Here is a 19,072-nt window from a genome sequence, read left to right as displayed (position 1 = left end):
AGCGTTCGCCTAAAAGCTTTCTGAAAGAAAGCTGCATCGGAAGCATACGCTATCCCCGGATTTTCCCCATATAAGGGGGATTCATAAAATCTGGGGATAACAGCGATCGGAAGGTTATTCTGTCATCGGAGTGTCCAGTGTAAATATTCTTTAGTTCAATTTATATAGTTCATTTTATATATAGCGATTCGTAGGTATGGGGATGACAATCAGGAGGGAAATCATTGAGCACACATCAAATCGGAGTTCCATTGGAAGGGTTTGCAGAGTTTAGTCGTACGGTTGCCGCTGAAGGAGCCGTTTTACTCAGAAATGAAGGCCAAGTGCTTCCACTTCGTGAAAACGAAAACGTTTCAGTTTTTGGTCGGATTCAAGTCAATTATTATCGCAGCGGTACGGGTTCAGGCGGTAGTGTTCATGTGGCCTACACAACAAATCTGTTGGATGGTTTGCGCAGCAAAAAGAATATTACTGTTAATGAAGAACTGGCAGCTGTCTATGAGAAGTGGATTGAGGAAAATCCATTTGATGACGGCGGAAAAGTATGGGCTGCCGAGCCATGGAATCAAAAAGAGATGCCTTTGACGGATGAACTGGTTGCACAAGCCAGAAGCAAGTCTAGCAAAGCCATTATTGTAATTGGACGTACAGCAGGAGAAGACCAGGATAATGCGGATGCGCCAGGAAGTTACCAACTGACAGAAGATGAGAAAGCGATGCTGAAGCAAGTTACTTCGCAGTTTGAACACACAATCGTTGTGCTGAATGTCTCGAATATCATCGATATGAGCTGGTTAAACGAAACGTATCTACATCCGATCCAAGGTGTAATTTACTCCTGGCATGGCGGTATGGAGGGTGGTAACGCGATTGCTGATGTGCTGGCGGGAGACGTTACACCAAGCGGTAAACTGACAGATACGATTGCATATTCCATCGAAGATTATCCTTCGACAAGCAACTATGGCAATGAGTTCAAGAACCTGTATCAGGAAGATATCTATGTAGGTTATCGTTATTTCGAAACGTTTCGACCTGAGCGTGTTCAGTTTGAATTCGGTTACGGCCTGTCTTATACGACGTTTTTGGCCCAGCACGAAGAAGCAAAATCAATGTCCAAAGACGGCGAAACCTACATTGAAGTTCGTGTAAATGTGACCAACTCAGGTACAACATATGCGGGCAAAGAGGTTGTGCAGGTCTATTATGAAGCACCACAAGGTAAACTGGGACAACCGGTGAAGGCTTTGGTGGCTTTTGGCAAAACAGGATTGTTGCAGCCGGGCGAGTCAGAACTTCTGACGATCAGTTTCCCGATCCATGCGATGGCATCTTACGATGATGCGGGTGTTACAGGTCTTGCTTCCGCATACGTTCTGGAAGAAGGCACATACCGACTGCATGTAGGAACCAGTGTGAAACAAGTGCAGCACATCAGCATTGATGGCCAGGATGGCTATAGTATTGAATCTCTTCAATTGGTGGAGCAATTGCAAGAAGCGATGGCCCCAACTGAAGATTTTACACGGATGAAACCAGGTACGCGCAAGGAAGATGGATCTTATGAACTGACGTATGCAGAAGTACCGAAACGTAAGATATCCATGGCGAACCGGATTGAGCAGAATCTCCCGCAAACGCTGGAGCAGACGGGCAACCAAGGCCACAAGCTGAGTGACGTTAAAGCTGGCAAAGTGAGTCTGGAAACCTTCATCGCTCAACTGAGTGATCAGGATCTGGCGGCGATTGTCCGTGGCGAAGGTATGAGCAGTCCGCTCGTTACTTCAGGAACAGCATCTGCATTTGGTGGTGTCAGCGACAGCCTGTTTAACTACGGTATTCCGGTAGCATGTACGGCAGATGGCCCGTCCGGTATTCGTATGGATAGTGGCGAGAAGGCAACACAGGTATCCATTGGTACGTTGCTTGCGGCGACATGGAACAAGGATCTTGTTGAAGAGTTGTATGTGATGGAAGGACAGGAATTGCTGAGAAATCAGGTGGATACCCTGCTCGGACCTGGACTTAATATCCGACGGAGCCCGCTCAATGGCCGGAACTTTGAGTACTTCTCCGAAGATCCGCTGATCTCGGGTGTATTTGCCGCAGCGTGTACGAAAGGTATTATGAAGGGTGGTTCCAATGCCACACTGAAACACTTTGCCTGCAACAACCAGGAGAAACACCGCAGTAAAGTAGATGCTGTTGTCTCCGAACGTGCACTGCGTGAAATTTACCTGAAAGGGTTCGAAATCGCCGTAAAAGAAGGCGGAGCAAACTCCATCATGACTTCCTACAACCCGGTTAACGGACACTGGGCGGCATCCAACTACGACCTGAACACCACGATTTTGCGTGGCGAATGGAATTTTGACGGAATTGTAATGACCGACTGGTGGGCGATTATGAATGATGTGACCGAAGGTGGAGAAGCTGATCGCAAATACACCAACTGGATGATCCGTGCGCAGAATGATCTCTACATGGTTGTACCGAACTACGGCGCAGAGATCAATGGCTGGGATGACAACACGATTGAATCCTTGGAAAATGGAACACTTACGCGCGGAGAACTGCAACGCTCGGCGATCAACATCTGCAAGTTCATCATGAATGCACCAGTGTCCGGTAGAAAACACGAGATCGTGGAGAACGTCGCTTCTTTCCAAGCGAATGCATCTCTATCTGCTGTACAAGCTCAGAATCTAATTGAGAATGCACAAGTGAAACCTGCGGTAGCTGATCCTGTCTACATGAAGGTGGACGAGGCTGGCCATTATCGGATTATCGTACAGATCATGTCCCCTGAGCCGGAACTGGCTCAAAGTGCATGTAACCTGCTCCTGAATGACCAGTTGGTGACCACCATTCAAACGAATGGTACGGAAGGCAAATGGATCAGACAGAAACTTGTCAAAGTAGATCTTGAAGCAGGACTGTATGAATTGAAACTGGACTTCACCAAACCAGGTCTCCAGATTGACTGGATCGAATTCAAGCAGGTATAGAAGATAATCGGAAATATCAGGTGATAACAGCAATCGAAAGCTTGTTCTGTCATCAAAAGCAGAATACGTTGATACATGACAAAGGACACTGTTTACGGGTGTCCTTTGTTGTAACACGGAATAGCTACTGTTATGATAGTGTTATGGGATTTTGGAGTTCTGAACAATGGGGTCAGGGGTGTTGCGAAGAATGAGAAATTATAATTTTTTGAGTCCAATCCTGCTGGTTGTGGTGGCGCTGATTGTAAGAGGCCTGGTGACTAACCTGGGAGTTCTTTTCGGACTATCACAAGAAGTGGCGAGTAATATTGCCATGATAGCCATGATTATTGCTGCACTGATTATGTTTAATCGAATGACGAAGGCTCGGCGTAGAAAATAGAAAAGACTCGGATAACCAGAAGGTCATCCAAGACATGAAGACACCCTCGGGGTGTCTTTTTTTGTATTGACGTTCTGATCCTAACGTTTTAGACTATTGCTAATAAATAATAACGTTATAAATAACAAAAATAACAAAATTCATTAGATAAAGTGATGAAATCCGTTGCGCTCTCTATTTGCTAGCCCCATTCCGGTCCCCAAAGGAGAATTCAATCATGAAGATCATTGCCGACAAACCATATATCTTTCAGGAAGTTCAACCTTTTCTGGATTGTGTTCTGGGAGCTGACCGTTGCCCATAATGATGAAGAAGGACCGCAGGAGCGCTGATGAAGCGTTCAGTCGGTCCTTTATGTCATGGATCAGGCTGTGTGCATTTCGAGTGATGGGTATCGATACGGGTTACCGGTGCTGGGATAATCTACGATGAAGTGAAGGGAGCGTTCCTTATGGAAAGACAGCCTGTATTGGAAGTCATTGCTGTGGATGTGGAAGATGCCAAGGCAGCTGAGGAGGGAGGGGCCGACCGGATTGAGTTGGTGTCTGCGATGTCTGAAGGAGGACTTACCCCCAGTTATGGCGTCATAGAGCATGTGGTGTCCCAGGTATCCATTCCGGTGTATGTCATGATCCGTCCCCATAGCCGCTCGTTCCGCTATAGCACAGATGACATCCACGCCATGACCCGGGATGTCCGCGTGGCGAAGGAACTTGGAGCCGCTGGTATCGTGATCGGTGCTCTTACAGGAGCTAGTGAAGTGGACCTCCTATCCATGCAATTATGTATGGCCGAAGCTCAGGGTTTGGGGGTTACGTTTCATCGTGCAATGGATGTGAGCACAAGCCTGACTGAGGCGCTCCAGGCCATTAACACATTGGGCAACGTGGAGCGTGTGCTTACATCGGGAGGGAAACAGACAGCGCCTGAAGCCATACTGGAACTGAAACAGCTACAGCAATTGGGGGGAACCTTGAACATCGCTGTCATGGCAGGGGCAGGGGTCACCATAGAGGGAATTAACAAGCTAGTGAGTCAGACGGGGATCACGGAGATCCATATGGGATCAGGCGTACGCCGTGAAGGAAGCTTCGACCATCCCGCAGATTCGCAGCTTATCGCTCAAGCCAAGCACCAGTTATTGCTTGCATCACAGCAATTCATGAACAGTAGTGGAATGAGTAGCGGTCGAATCAATCGTGGTCCAATGATTTAGGGATGCGCTAAATAAAAGGAGTGATACGCCATGAATCATGAACTGCAAGCAGCCGAATGGGTTAAGTCCGCAGCACAGGTCAGCCCATCCGAACGCCAGTTGAGGTGGCAGGAGATGGAGTTCTACGCGTTTATTCATTTTACGGTAAATACATTCACGGATCGGGAATGGGGCACTGGGGAGGAAGACCCGTCGATCTTCAATCCCTCTGAACTGAGCGCAGCGCAATGGGTGCAGGCGTGCAAGGCTGCCGGGATGAAGGGGCTGATTTTGACGTGTAAGCATCATGATGGATTTTGTTTGTGGCCAAGCCAGTTTACAGAGCATACGGTTGCAGCCAGTCCGTGGAGGAACGGTGACGGGGATTTGGTTCGTGAAGTCGCCGATGCCTGCCGTGAGGGTGGATTGAAGTTTGGCGTGTACCTGTCTCCTTGGGATCGGCATGAAGCCACTTATGGAGATTCCGAGAGGTATAACGAGTTTTTCCTCCATCAGTTACGCGAGCTGTTCACCAATTATGGTGACATCTTCTGTGTATGGTTCGATGGAGCGTGCGGAGAAGGGCCGAATGGCAAAAGGCAGGTCTACGACTGGGACGCCTATTATGCGCTTATTCGTGAACTTCAGCCCGAAGCTGTCATCTCGGTATGCGGCCCGGATGTGCGCTGGTGTGGCAATGAGGCGGGGCATACGCGGGAATCGGAATGGAGCGTTGTGCCAGCGCATATGCAGGATAATGAGAAGATTCAGGAGCAATCACAGCAGGTGGATGATGGTGAGTTTGCTACAAGGGTTAATACGCAGGACAGTGATTTGGGAAGCCGAGAGGTCATTCGTTCCCAAGGTGACCAACTGATCTGGTACCCTGCCGAGGTGAATACCTCAATTCGCCCGGGATGGTTCTATCATGCCAGTGAAGATGATCAGGTCAAAACATTGGAAGAACTGCTCGCCGTCTATTACGGCGCAGTGGGGGGCAATGCCACCTTTTTGCTCAATCTGCCACCTGATACGCGTGGTCTCATTCACGAAACGGATGTCGATCGACTACAGGAATTGGGAGATTCACTGCGTACCATTTTTCAGGAAAATTTGGCCTTGCAGGCGCTAATAAAAGCATCGGAGACGATGGATGAACAACATGACGTATCGGAGGTGCTGACAGAACGACGGGATACGTATTGGTGTCCGCACGAAGGAATCGAGCAGGCTTGGATCGAGCTGGATTTGCAGGAAGAACGAACGTTTGACCGGGTGGTTCTGATGGAACATATCCAGACAGGCCAACGGATTGAGCGTTTTACACTGGAGTCACAGAGGGCAGATGGTGGTTGGGAAGAGTTCTACACGGGGACGGTGGTGGGCTACAAGCGAATTTGCTGTTTCCCACAGGTCACATCGAGAAGGATGCGAGTAACCATTCATGAATCCAGATGGTATCCTACGTTGTCCGGGTTAGGCATATATCTGAGCGAGCGGGGAGGGCTGTCAAATGGCGTTGCTGACGTATAAAGGTTCACAATTTATGTATGATGGCGAGCCCATTCGGATTTTGTCGGGTGCCATCCATTATTTCAGAGTGGTCCCCGACTATTGGGAGGATCGGTTACTCAAGCTGAAAGCCTGCGGTTTCAATACGGTGGAGACGTATGTGCCATGGAATGTTCATGAGCCGCAGCCGGGGCAGTATTGTTTTGAGGGCATGGCTGATCTCGAACGTTTTATTCGCATTGCGGGAAATGTGGGTCTGCATGTGATTGTTCGCCCAAGTCCTTATATATGTGCCGAGTGGGAGTTTGGCGGATTACCTTCCTGGCTGCTTGCCGATGATGATATCCGTCTTCGTTGTAATGATGCAAAATTTCTGGCAAATGTGGATCGTTATTATGATGTGCTTTTGCCCAAATTGAAACCTCTTCTTAGCACCCAAGGCGGACCGATTATCGCAATGCAGATTGAAAATGAGTACGGCAGTTTTGGCAATGATGCGAGTTACCTGCGATATTTACGGGATGGCATGGTGAAGCGCGGTATGGATGTGTTGTTATTTACTTCAGACGGACCGACAGACCACATGCTGCAAGCGGGATCGGTGCCAGGACATCTGGCTACGGTTAATTTTGGATCAGGAACGGAAGGAGCGTTTGCCAAGCTGCGTGAATATCAGACGGAAGAACCTTTGATGTGCATGGAGTACTGGAACGGTTGGTTCGACCACTGGGGAGAGTCGCATCATACCCGAGAAGCCCCAGATGTGGCGGGTGTGTTTGAGGAGATGCTTCGAGCAGGGGCTTCGGTTAACTTTTATATGTTCCACGGGGGAACAAACTTTGGATTTTATAACGGGGCGAACTGTCAGCAGAAGGATCAATACGAACCCACAATTACAAGTTACGACTACGATTCACTACTCAGTGAATCCGGGGAGCCGACAGCGAAGTTCCGTGCGGTGAGGGACCTTATTGCTCGGTATAGCGATGAAGATCTGGGTGAGCTTGTGTTGCCAAAATCGAAGGGGACTATCGCCTATGGGCGAGTGGAGTTGAATCAGCAGGCGCCATTACTGGCGCAGTTGGACCGGATATCAGCCCCGGTGCAACGTACGAATCCAGAACCGATGGAGAAGCTGGGTCAGGATTATGGCTTTATTTGTTATCAGACCCGGATATCCGGGCCCAGGGAGCGACAGGAACTGGTGGTTCAGGAGGTTCGTGACCGTGCGCTTGTGTTTGTTGATGGGCAATTTCAGGGCGTGCTTGAACGGGGGAATACGGAATTATCGGTATCCTTTGCAGTGCCGCCAGAGGGCGCAGATCTATTGATCCTTGTTGAAAATATGGGGCGAATCAACTATGGTCCGTACCTGAGAGATCCGAAGGGGATTACGGAGGGGGTGCGCCATGGCTTTCAATTTTTATATGATTGGACGATTCATTGTCTGCCTTTAACTGATCTGTCCGGTTTACAATTCAGCGATGCGATTAGCGAAGCACAGGGGCCAGCTTTTTATAGGGGAAATTTTCAGATCACGGATGTAAGAGATACTTTTCTGCGACTGGATAGCTGGACAAAGGGGGTTGCATTTGTAAACGGATTCAATCTGGGGCGCTACTGGAATAAAGGGCCGCAAAAAACGTTATATGTACCAGCCCCGCTCCTTCGTAAAGGTGAGAATGAAATCATCGTATTCGAGCTTCATCAGACGTCTGAACTGGCCGTAACGTTCGTGGATACACCGGATTTGGGCTAGGAAAAGGAAAATAGGTGAGCCAAACGATTATTGAGAATTGTCGTGTCCGCCGGAAAAAGGTATACGTTGGGTATGGACATTGACTACATGAGAGGATGAGGAAAAATGAAAGTTGGACTCAGCACCTACAGTCTGCAACAAGCACTGGATCGCAAAGAATTAACCGTGCCGGATGCCATTCGCTGGATTGCCGATCAGGGCGGAGAACATGTGGAGATTGTTCCGATGGGATTCAGTCTGATCGAGAATCCAGAGTTGATTGATGAGATCAAAGCTGTGGCAAAAGAGGTAGGAATCGATATTTCCAATTATGCTATCGGCGCTAACTTTGCTGTGCAGGAAGACGCCGAAGCGTTGGAGCAAGAGATCCAGAATGTGATGCGGCATGTGGATGTGGCTGCAGCGCTCGGAGTAAAGCTGATGCGTCATGACGTGGCATTCCGCCCTGCACCAGAGGGAACCGTAGCACAGTTCGAGATCGACCTGCCGGTACTGGTGAAGGCTTGTCAGCGGATAGCCGATTATGCAGCGGATTTTGGAATCACAACAAGCGTGGAGAACCATGGGTACTATGTGCAATCGAGTGAGCGAATTCAGCGTTTGCTGCACGAAACGGCGCGGAGTAACTTCAAGACCACCCTGGATGTCGGTAATTTCCTCTGTGTGGATGAAGATCCGGTGAGTGCGGTGAAAAATAACATTCCGTACGCGTCGATCGTACACGCCAAAGACTTCTACTGGAGACCTTCCTACCGGAACCCCGGTGAAGGCTGGTTCCAAACCTCGCATGGCAATTACCTGCGCGGTGCCATTGTGGGCCATGGCGATATCGACATGCCTGAGGTGTTCCGTGTGTTGAAACAATCCGGGTATGACGGATATATCTCGGTTGAATTTGAAGGCATGGAGGATTGCAAAACCGCCTCACGCATTGCCATGGATAACGTCCGCCGCCTATGGGAAGAGGCATAGGGCTGAGTACTTGTTTTAAATGAAATATGAATAGTTACGTATGGCTCAAACGGAAAGTTAATTCAGTCAGGAAAAGTAGTGGAGGGGGCGAAATCGATTCTGAAGAAGCGAAGCGTGCGCCTTTATCACCGGATTTCCCCTTTGGAAGAAGGGGATTAAAGAAATCTGGGGATAAGAGCGATCGGAAGAACGATTCGCAACCGGAACGTTTACCCGCTGGATGTTAATTATTTTATTTATGGAGGAATCAGCACTATGTCCAAATTAAAAGTCGCCGTTATCGGTGCCGGATCAATATCCGATTGCCATTTGCAAGCCTATGCCAGTAATCCGGACGTTGAAATATACGCCATCTGCGACCTGAATGCAGAACGTGCCGCAGAAGTCGCGAAGCAATATAATGCACCTCATGTGTTTACCGATTACAAAGAACTGCTCGCACTGCCTGAGATCCATTCCGTCAGCATCTGTACATGGAACGACTCCCATGCAGAGATTAGCATTGCTGCTCTGGACGCAGGCAAAAACGTGTTGTGTGAGAAACCGCTCTGCCAAACGGTGGAGGATGCCCTCGAAGTAGAGAAGGCCGTTCATCGCAGCGGAAAGCTGCTGCAAGTTGGTTTTGTTCGCCGCTATAGCGACAATGCACAGATTCTGAAGAAGTTTATTGATGAGGGTGAACTGGGCGAGATTTATTATGCCAAAGCCTCCAGCCTGCGTCGTCTGGGCAATCCGGGTGGCTGGTTCTCGGATATCAACCGCTCCGGCGGTGGCCCACTGATCGATATCGGGGTGCATGTGATCGACATTTGCTGGTATCTGATGGGCAAACCGAAGGTGAAATCCGTCTCCGCTAACGTTTCTAACCGATTGGGGAACCGCTCGAACATTAACAATCTTTCATTCTACAAAGCAGCCGACTATGACGCGGAACAGAACACCGTTGAGGACATGGCGAATGCCCTGATTCGTTTCGAGAACGGCGCGAGCCTACTCGTGGATGTCAGTTTCACACTCCATGCCAAAGCGGATGAGACTTCGGTCAAACTATATGGCGACAAGGGCGGTGCCGAGTTGGAGCCGGAAATTTCGATTATTGGCGAGAAATTCAACACCATTTTGAACATGACACCACAGGTAGATTTCAAATCATTCGACTTTATGGGTTCGTTCCGCAATGAAATCAATCATTTTATCGATAGTACACAGGGCCGCAAAGAAACACTTAGCCCCGTTGAAGACGGCGTCGAGGTCATGAAAATGCTCTGTGCCATCTACGAATCAGCCCGCCAAGGTCGCGAAATCACGCTTTAAATGAGGCATTGCAATAAGGGGATGCTCTACGTTGATACATTACTACTCCCGCGACATAGAAAGTTATGAGCACTTTGCTCCTTTTCAATGAAAGCTCCGCTCCGGGCGGGACTCGAAGTTGTCCTTTCCGCTCGCCGTTGGAGCAGAGTAGAGAGCGAGTGCTAACGAATCTGAGGCATCTTATTCAAGGATTCGAAGCGCTAGCCGAAATCTAAGGAACCTGACACACGCTATATAAGAACAAACAGCAGTTTACAGCGTTTTTATCAGCTAATTTTGGGAAATAAGGTGTCTCATGTTCCTTACAATTTAAAAAGAGGACCAAAAGGCTAAATAAGACGCCCTGTGTTCCTTAGAAAATTCTCTACACATTCGCTAGGATCAACCACTTGGATTTCGAGACGTTATAAACGCGCGGACAGCATCATCGTATATCTACTCTGAATTTGAAGGCACACCCTGTATAAACTAATCGTTACGCCAAAACGGAGAACGCAGAACAAATGGAAAACAATGAAGAGCACTCTCTCTGATCTTGTATTCCCTATAGAAATGAGGGAATAAGGGGTTCCAAAGTAACTGGAGAGGGCACCGCACTCGCAACGACGGACAGACTAACCCTTTATAGGTTAAGCGAACCGTTTACACCAATACAGAGAACACAGAACTAATCCAAAACAACGAAGCGCTCGCTCTCTGCCCGTGGATTTCCCTATAGAAACGAGGGAGATGCGGGGTTCATATTAATTGGAGATGGCACCGCACTCAAAATACAAAGTTACTACGCCCCTTAACAGTTAAACGAACCGTTTACGCCAAAACGGAGAGTGCAAAACCAAATCCGAAGCAGCGAAGCTAAAGCTTCGGAAGATCCTACCATGCTAACAATGACAGGATTTACGATGTCCTTCTTAGTTGAACTAAACGTTTACACGATAACGGAGAGGGCAGAGAAATCTGAAGAAGCGAAGCGCTCGCCTTTATCCCCGGATTTCCCCTCTAGGGAAATAATCAAAAAAATCTGGGGATAACAGCGATCGGAAGATTATTCTGACCGCGCAGTGGCCGAGTGTAAATCCATGTGTTCAGCGTTTGACATGAAATCCAAAGGAGATGAAACAGAATGAGCGAAACCAAAGAAACCGTACTGGAGCAGGAAGAGCAGATTGTCGAAGCCGGCGTGCACAACTTTAGCAAAGAGGAAGAGTGGATCAAGCCGGAGGACCCGCTGCTGAATGAGCGGCTGGAGTGGTTCAAGGACCAGAAGCTGGGGCTGATGATGCATTGGGGGCCGTATTCCCAGCTTGGCCTCGTAGAGTCCTGGGCGCTGAGCGACGAGGACGGCGATTGGTCGCGCGACGACATCGACTGGACGGATGACATGGAAGACTTCAAGCGGGAATATTTTGATCTGAACAAAACTTTCAATCCGATTCGCTTCCAGCCTGAGGAGTGGGCTCAGATGGCGGCAGATAATGGGTTCAAATATTTCCTGTTCACCACCAAGCACCATGACGGTTTCTGCATGTGGGATACCAAGACGACAGACTACCGGATTACAGGCAAAGACACGCCTTTCCATACCCATAAGTATGCGGACATCTGTCGAGCGCTATTTGACGCTTTCCGGGCCAAAGGACTGGGCATCTCAGCGTATTTCTCCAAAGCGGACTGGCATACCCCGTATTACTGGGCACCGGGCATGGAGCGTGGACGTCATATGTGGCGCGGGCCTTCGTATGATCCCCATAAGTATCCGTGGCTGTGGGAGAAATTCGTGGAGTTCACGCATGAGCAGATCATGGAACTGCTGACGAATTACGGGCGAATCGAATGTCTGTGGCTGGATGCCGGATGGGTGCGCGAAGGTCGCCATGGTCAGGATATCAGGCTGGGAGAAGTCGTGGAACGGGCGCGTCAGACCACACAACCTTGGCTTCTGTCCGCAGATCGCACCGTGGGTGGGCCGTATGAGAATATCGTTACCCCCGAGCAGACCATACCGGAACATCCGATGAACATTCCATGGGAGAGCTGTATTACGGTGGGGAACTCCTTTGCCTTCGGATTCGATGATCAGTATAAAACGGGAAGACAGCTGGCACATATTCTACTTGAAGTTGTGTCCAAGGGTGGTAACCTGGCGCTGAATGTAGGACCGCAACCCGATGGGCGTCTGCCAAAAGGGGCAATTCGAGGCATCAAGGGCCTCGGTGAATGGTTAGGTACTCATGGAGAAGGCGTCTATGGAACCCGGATCTGCGGGCCATATTTTACGAAAGATTGGGCTTTCACGCAGAAAGAAGAGATCAACACCGTATATGCCTTCCGTATATACCGAAATGAGAATGAGACCGTACAACCACAGTTGGTCATTCCTTATCTGGAAAAGGTAGAGCGGATCGAACTCATCTGTAGCGATGACGTACTTTCGTATCGGCAGACGGAAGACGGACTTCTCGTGGAACTACCACAATCCGCCGCAACGAGTGCGGCACCGATCACACATACGTTCAGATTGATCACAAGTGCATAGAACGCCATGTCAATTCCGGGGGAGATATCACAGCCTCCGGAATTTTTTTAATGATACATAAGGAACATAATTTTCACCAGAAATAGCCTGAAATCTCTTGTCACACAAGGGTTTGTGGAATAAAGAGAAGTCGGAGAAAATTGCAAATTGATAAAAGTTTACCGTGCGATGTACTATCAAATCAAGAAAGCGCTACCTGATATAAATGTTTACATCATATTTGCTGAACATGGAACTAGGAACAGAAAAAAGGATGTTTAAGGGATGTAAATGTAATGTATTATTACACTTGAGGTGTAGAAGGAGTGACGCAAATGAGTCGAGCTACGGAAAGCATACCCGCCAAGATGGAACTCCAGCAGAGGAAACATGTGGAGCCCAAGCGGCAGCATCCATTCATCAAAAGCCTCAAGAAACACTGGGAGCTCTACCTGCTCGTGCTGCCCCCGGTATTGTATCTGTTGATCTTCAAGTACATCCCTATGGTGGGTGTCCAGATTGCCTTCAAGGACTTCAGTGTGGTCAAAGGAATCTGGGGAAGCCCGTGGGTCGGATTCAAACATTTTGAGGCCTTCTTCCAATCTCCAAACTTCTGGCTGTTAATCAAAAACACGATAGGCATTAGCTTTTATTCCTTAATTGCGGGTTTCCCTATTCCGATCCTGCTGGCCCTGGCGCTGAATGAGATTCGAACGGGTTACTTCAAGAAGACCGTACAGATGGTCACCTACGCTCCGCATTTTATCTCAACGGTTGTTATGGTATCCATTATCATTCTGATGCTCTCCCCGCATGTCGGCGTGGTAGACAAGCTGTTCACACTGCTCGGCTTTCCGATGACCAATTTCATGGGCATCCCGGAATACTTCAAATCGATCTATGTCTGGTCAGGTGTGTGGCAGGGCATGGGATATTCATCAATTATATATATCGCAGCTCTTGCTGGTGTTGATCCATCTCTCTATGAAGCAGCGAAGATGGACGGCGCATCAAGGCTTCGGAAAATATGGCACATCGACCTCCCATCGCTCGTTCCAGTCACCGTTATCATGCTGATTCTGAGTCTGGGCAGCATTATGGGCGTGGGCTTTGAGAAAATATACCTGATGCAGAATCCACTCAACACAAGCGCTTCGGAGGTCATCTCCACGTATGTGTACAAGGTGGGTCTGATCGGAGCGAATTTCAGCTTCTCCTCGGCAGTAGGGTTCTTCAACTCCATTATCAACCTGATCCTGCTGGTTATCGTCAACGGCATATCTCGCAAAGTATCCCAGAACAGCTTGTGGTAAAGGAGGAGCTTATCCATGTTCAACCTGATTAATCGTAACCGGATCAAGGACCCGCTCGGTGACCGCATTTTCATGACACTTAACTACATCTTTCTGTTTGCCATACTGCTAACGGTGTTTTACCCGCTCTTGTATATCATCAGTTCTTCGTTCAGCTCTTCACGGGCCGTGACATCCGGCCAGGTGTGGCTGTTCCCGGTCGACTTTAACATTAAGGCGTACATCTCCATTTTCAAAAGCCAACAGCTTATGCTCGGTTTTTATAACACGATCATCTACACCGTGGTGGGTACGTTCATTAACGTGGTGCTGACCGTCATGCTGGCGTATCCTTTGTCACGAAAATCGTTTTATGGACGAGGGGCCATCATTATTTTCATGATGATCACGATGTTCTTTGATGGTGGTCTGATTCCCACCTACCTCCTGATGAAGGACTTACACCTTCTGGATACACGTTGGGCGATGTGGTTGCCCGGGGCGCTCGCGGTGTTCCAGGTCATCGTGGCAAGGACGTTCTTCCAATCTTCCATCCCGGAAGAGCTTGGAGAGGCCGCAGAAATGGATGGTTGCCGGGATATCCGGTATCTGATCAGCGTGGTTCTTCCCTTATCCAAGCCCATTCTGGCGGTCATGACACTCATGTATGCCGTAGGTCACTGGAATGCGTACTTTGATGCACTGATCTACCTGCGTTCCGAGAAGTTGTTCCCTCTGCAATACGTGCTTCGCAATCTGCTCATCCTGAACGCGGCTGATCCGGCGATGCTTGCCAATACCAGCCAACAGATGCGGGACCAAGGGTTCGAGCAGGTGTTGAAATATGCACTGATCGTTGTCGCGAGTATTCCAATTCTGATCATGTATCCATTTGTACAGAAGCATTTTGTTAAAGGGGTCATGGTGGGTTCCCTCAAAGGTTAATCCTTGTGAATTAAGCCCGGTTGCCTCTTGAAAGGAGGTGGAAGGAACACGCCGGCTTCCGGGGTCGATTTTATATACGTGCAGTACAAGTCAATAATTTGCCGTTATGAACAAAAAGGAGGAGTCAGATTGAGAAAATCTTGGATTTCGATGTTGTTTCTGGTCTTTGCTTCGATGGCTTTGTTGTCCGCATGTAGTTCATCCGAGGAATCGGGTGGAAGTAGCGACGGTAGCGGGGAGAGCGGCGGTCCTGTAACCATGACCCTCTTTGCTCCGCAAGGCAAAGCGTCCATGGAAGAGAATGAATTTACCCAATTTATCGAAGACAAGTTCGACGTTACCCTAAAATGGGATCTGGCCCCAACGGACGCTTTGCAGGATCGCAGACAATTGCTGCTGGCTAGTGGTGATTATCCGGAAGTGTTTCTTCACGGCAAGTTCACCACCTCAGACCTTCAAACCTATGGAAAACAGGGCGTGTTCCTTCCGCTACAGGATCTGATTAAGGAATATGGTCCGAACCTGACCAAGATTATGGAAGAGAAGCCATACTTCAAAGAAGCTATTACGGCACCGGATGGCAACATCTATGCGCTGCCGATCTTCAATGAATGTTACCACTGTACGTATGCACAGAAATACTGGATCAACACGGAGTGGCTCGATAATCTGGGTCTGAAAATGCCAACCACAACTGATGAACTGTATACCGTTCTAAAGGCGTTTAAGACGCAAGATCCGAATGGTAACGGGAAAGCGGACGAGATTCCACTCACGGGCGCACCGAACAAGTATGTATGGAATGGCAACATTGATGCCTACCTGATGAATAGCTTTATATACAATGATAACGACAAATACCTGATCGTGAACGATGGCAAAGTGAGTTTTGCCGCCAATCAGGAAGGCTGGAAGAAAGGGCTGGAGTACATGAACAAGCTGTATGCAGATGGCCTGATTGATCCGGCTTCCTTTACACAGAATGATCAGGCGATTGGACAGCTGGGGAACAAGGAAGGCGATGAAGTGGTCGGTTCCATTACGACGGCGCTGGTCAGTTATCTCGTGAATACCTATGACAAAGACATCACCCGTCACCAGCACTGGGAGATCGTTCCTCCATTGAAAGGACCAGATGGAGTGCAGACGACAGGCGCCACGCAGAGCGTAGGTGAGTTTGAGTTTGCCATCACCAACAAAGCGACAGAAGCACAGCAGATTGCCGCTATCAAAATTGTAGACTACATGTTCAGTGAAGAAGGTGCGCTGTACGCGGAGTATGGTCCAACTGAAGGCAAAGGCTGGAAGAAGGCAGATGCCGATGAGAAAAACATCAATGGCGAGCCTGCCAAATACAGCTACTACAACCTGCCTGAGCGTGACCCAAACGTTGTTGTGAACGAGAGCTGGTCACAGATCGGAGCGCATGACTTATCCAACACGTTCCGTAATCTGTTTGCCGAAGGACAGAATCCTTTAGAAGCAGAGGGTTATGGTACACGTCTGGCTCAAGCAACTAATGTGTATGAACCTTATGCACCCAAAGAAGTATACCCTGCGAACGTATTTATTCGTCCAGAGGATACGGAATCAGCTGCACAACTGACTACGGCCATTAAGGATTATGTGCAGACAAATATGGCACAGTTCATTATTGGCAGCAAGAGCATTGATAAGGAATGGGATTCGTATGTTAAAGGCTTCGATGGTCTCGGACTGAGTAATTACCTTGAGATCTACCAGCGTGCCATTGAGAAGAATCAATAATTGAAGGATTCAATATAGAGGCTGTCCCGTCTGTCACCCGTGACCGGGACGGTCTTCTCCTATGACAACCCCACGTCATCCGATATAATGTACTGAATATTTATGGAAAATTAACGATCAGCACAGGTGTTTGTCGTCATTCAGCATGAACAGTAATGGTGGGGGGATCTCGGAGATGAACAACAATTGGTTTAGGCGTTTGCTGTTATCGTATCTGCCTGTTTTCTTTATTGTGACGACCATTCTATTCTTTATTTTCTTTCAAGTATTCAATGAACAGAACCGTAGAGAAGCGCTCAAGGCCAATGAATTTTTGGCCTCACAGGTTACGCAATATCTGGACAACTCCCTGCGTTCCATCGACTTCAAGGTACTGCGTGAGATTTTGACCAACCCTAACTTGAAGAATTATTTCTCGGTATCTGGCAGCGATGATGTGTATGCCGGCATTCAGGCGGTCCAGGTGGTTGATGAATTGAAAATAGAGTATCCGCTGATCGATTCAATTTATCTCGTTCGTTATGGTGATGGCACGGTCTTCAGTAACGGGAAGGCTGTTCCGATTGAAGAGTTCCCGGATGCAGACTTTATTGCAGATAGCCGGTCAAGGGATGAACAGAAGTGGGCAGGGGCACGAGCATTCCGAGCTTTTCCTTCACAAGCGACTGAGCAGGTGATTACGATTGTGCGAAGTGTAGGAAACGGCAAAGGACTTGTGGTGACAAACGTGGACCTAAGTACCCTGAGAAAATCCATTATGCAGATGTATGATCCGGAATTTACGTTTGTGAACATCTTCAACCGTTCAGGCGGCAATCTGTGGGATAGCAGCTTGCCAGAAGGGGTTGCGGCTTCTACTAAAACCACGTCGGGAGAAGTCTTCTCCGAATTCACGTCGAGTTATAGCGGTTGGAAGGTGCAAACAGGTCTCAATAATGGAAAAATCGTCAAATGGACTCTGCAATTTTATAATATCTGGTTTGCCTTTGCTGTAGTGGTTGTGTTGATTGGGGTGGTGTGGGTGATCTACGTGACCCGTAGAAATTACAAGCCGATTCAGCAGATTGTAACGTTAATTCAGACCGTCTCTTCGCAGAAACAATCGGGGCTCAATTATGGCAAGGAGAATGAGTTCCGATTCATCCATACAACGCTGGAACGCATGATTGATCAGACGAGACAATATCAGGAGGAGCATGAAGAAAATCTGATTTTGCAGAAAAAAATGTTCTTCCAGGAGTTACTGGAGGGCACACGAGACTTTACGAGCACGGAGCTGACAGCGGAGATGAAGAAGTTCAAACTGCCTGAGCTGGAGCATCGTTGGGCCGTCATGGTAGTTGAAATGGATCGGTATGATGCATTTGTGACGGAGTATCATGATCAGGACCAATCCCTCCTGAAATTTGTGTTATCCAGTATTCTGCAGGAGAGTGCGCGTCATGAAGGAACGGAAGTATGGGCTGAATGGATCTCCGATCAGCGTCTGTACGCAATCCTCTGGATTCCGGATATGGAACAGGCAGAGGAGACGGAGCATCGATTGCTAGCGGGTTATCTGGACAGAATTGATCAGTATCTGAACTTCACCGTGACCATCGGTGTTGGTCGGGTCGCTGTCGATATTCGAGGGTTGAGAGCTTCATTGAAAGAGGCTGTGCATGCGCTGGAGTACAAGGCTGTACTGGGGATAAATCGCATCATTCCGTGTAGCGATGTGCCGAACTCGACCAACGATGTGTATGAGTTCCTGAAGACCATCTCACTGCTGGTACAGGCGATGCGTTTATCGGACGATGTGTGGGAAAAGCATTTTGAAAGACTGTTTGAACAAATCAGTGAGTCCGTTCTGTCCCGTCAGGAGATTATGAATACGATCCAATTGTTATTTCAACATTACAATCGGGAATTCGCCGAACTTCCACGCGAGTATCAGGAGTCGTGGGCCGCTATATTCACCCCGCTTCTCCCAAGGCTTGAGGGCTGGGAGACGTTAGATGACCTGCGTGAGCTGTGCTGGGAAGGGTTCAGAGAACTGGCGCTGCAGATGCAGACGCTGCATTGTTCCCGAAAACACAGATCACATATTCTGGAGATTCGCAAATACATCGAAGAGCATTACAACAATCCTGATCTGTCGCTGAACTACCTTAGTGATCTGTTCGATATTAATCCGAAGTATCTGAGCAAGCTTTTCAAGGATGAGATTGGGGAGAAGTTTGTGGATCTGCTCATTAGTCATCGCATCGAAAAAGCCAAGCTGCTCATGCAGGAGACCGACAAGGCTATTCAGGAGATCAGTGAGGAAGTGGGTTACACGAACTATAATTCCTTCAACCGGGCTTTCAAGAACGTGGTGGGTGTGGCGCCAAGTGACTACCGTAAGGCCATGTGAGTGCACGCACCTAACT

12 protein-coding genes are annotated in these 19,072 nt (G+C 48.5%); all 12 read left to right on the top strand.

The features are described 5' to 3' along the window. Nucleotides 1–224: 224 nt before the first annotated feature. The 12 genes from MKX68_RS09935 (at nucleotide 225) to MKX68_RS09880 (ending at nucleotide 19,056) form a co-directional block, all read left to right on the top strand. Nucleotides 225–3,008: a glycoside hydrolase family 3 C-terminal domain-containing protein gene (locus tag MKX68_RS09935; protein ID WP_340911194.1), complete on the top strand. Its 2,784-nt coding sequence runs from the start codon at nucleotides 225–227 to the stop codon at nucleotides 3,006–3,008. A gap of 208 nt (nucleotides 3,009–3,216) precedes the next feature. Continuing rightward, entirely contained in the window at nucleotides 3,217–3,390 is a 174-nt protein-coding gene (locus tag MKX68_RS09930) for a hypothetical protein (RefSeq protein ID WP_244661153.1), read from the top strand. Between the two features lie 451 nt (nucleotides 3,391–3,841). Beyond that, nucleotides 3,842–4,606: a copper homeostasis protein CutC gene (locus tag MKX68_RS09925; protein WP_340911191.1), complete on the top strand. Its 765-nt coding sequence runs from the start codon at nucleotides 3,842–3,844 to the stop codon at nucleotides 4,604–4,606. 30 nt (nucleotides 4,607–4,636) lie between these two features. Continuing rightward, complete coding sequence (locus MKX68_RS09920; RefSeq protein ID WP_340911188.1) at nucleotides 4,637–6,118, top strand: alpha-L-fucosidase; 1,482 nt, start codon at nucleotides 4,637–4,639, stop codon at nucleotides 6,116–6,118. Beyond that, on the top strand, nucleotides 6,099–7,856 hold the full coding sequence (locus MKX68_RS09915; protein ID WP_340911185.1) for a glycoside hydrolase family 35 protein: 1,758 nt from the start codon (nucleotides 6,099–6,101) through the stop codon (nucleotides 7,854–7,856). Before MKX68_RS09920 ends, MKX68_RS09915 begins: the two co-directional genes overlap by 20 nt. Before the next feature lie 105 nt (nucleotides 7,857–7,961). Continuing rightward, nucleotides 7,962–8,828 (top strand): sugar phosphate isomerase/epimerase family protein, encoded by an 867-nt coding sequence (locus MKX68_RS09910; protein WP_340911183.1) that lies wholly within the window; start codon nucleotides 7,962–7,964, stop codon nucleotides 8,826–8,828. Nucleotides 8,829–9,083: 255 nt separating this feature from the next. Further along, complete coding sequence (locus MKX68_RS09905; RefSeq protein WP_340911181.1) at nucleotides 9,084–10,142, top strand: Gfo/Idh/MocA family protein; 1,059 nt, start codon at nucleotides 9,084–9,086, stop codon at nucleotides 10,140–10,142. A gap of 1,123 nt (nucleotides 10,143–11,265) precedes the next feature. Next, a complete protein-coding gene (locus MKX68_RS09900; RefSeq protein ID WP_340911179.1) occupies nucleotides 11,266–12,678 on the top strand; it encodes an alpha-L-fucosidase in 1,413 nt (470 codons plus the stop codon). A 314-nt stretch (nucleotides 12,679–12,992) separates the two neighbouring features. Next, nucleotides 12,993–13,970, top strand: coding sequence for an ABC transporter permease (locus MKX68_RS09895; protein ID WP_074093076.1), 978 nt, complete (start codon nucleotides 12,993–12,995; stop codon nucleotides 13,968–13,970). A gap of 15 nt (nucleotides 13,971–13,985) precedes the next feature. Further along, nucleotides 13,986–14,894, top strand: coding sequence for a carbohydrate ABC transporter permease (locus MKX68_RS09890; protein ID WP_082763028.1), 909 nt, complete (start codon nucleotides 13,986–13,988; stop codon nucleotides 14,892–14,894). A 129-nt stretch (nucleotides 14,895–15,023) separates the two neighbouring features. Further along, nucleotides 15,024–16,661, top strand: coding sequence for an extracellular solute-binding protein (locus MKX68_RS09885; protein WP_083679689.1), 1,638 nt, complete (start codon nucleotides 15,024–15,026; stop codon nucleotides 16,659–16,661). Nucleotides 16,662–16,836: 175 nt separating this feature from the next. After that, the gene (locus MKX68_RS09880; protein WP_340911176.1) at nucleotides 16,837–19,056 is read left to right on the top strand and encodes a helix-turn-helix domain-containing protein; all 2,220 of its coding nucleotides are present in this window, start codon (nucleotides 16,837–16,839) and stop codon (nucleotides 19,054–19,056) included. Nucleotides 19,057–19,072 lie beyond the last annotated feature (16 nt).

It is taken from the genome of Paenibacillus sp. FSL M8-0212 (assembly GCF_038004645.1).
Taxonomy (GTDB): Bacteria; Bacillota; Bacilli; order Paenibacillales; family Paenibacillaceae; genus Paenibacillus.
Note: the sequence above shows the minus strand (reverse complement) of the source record. Positions and strands in the feature narration are given on the sequence as shown.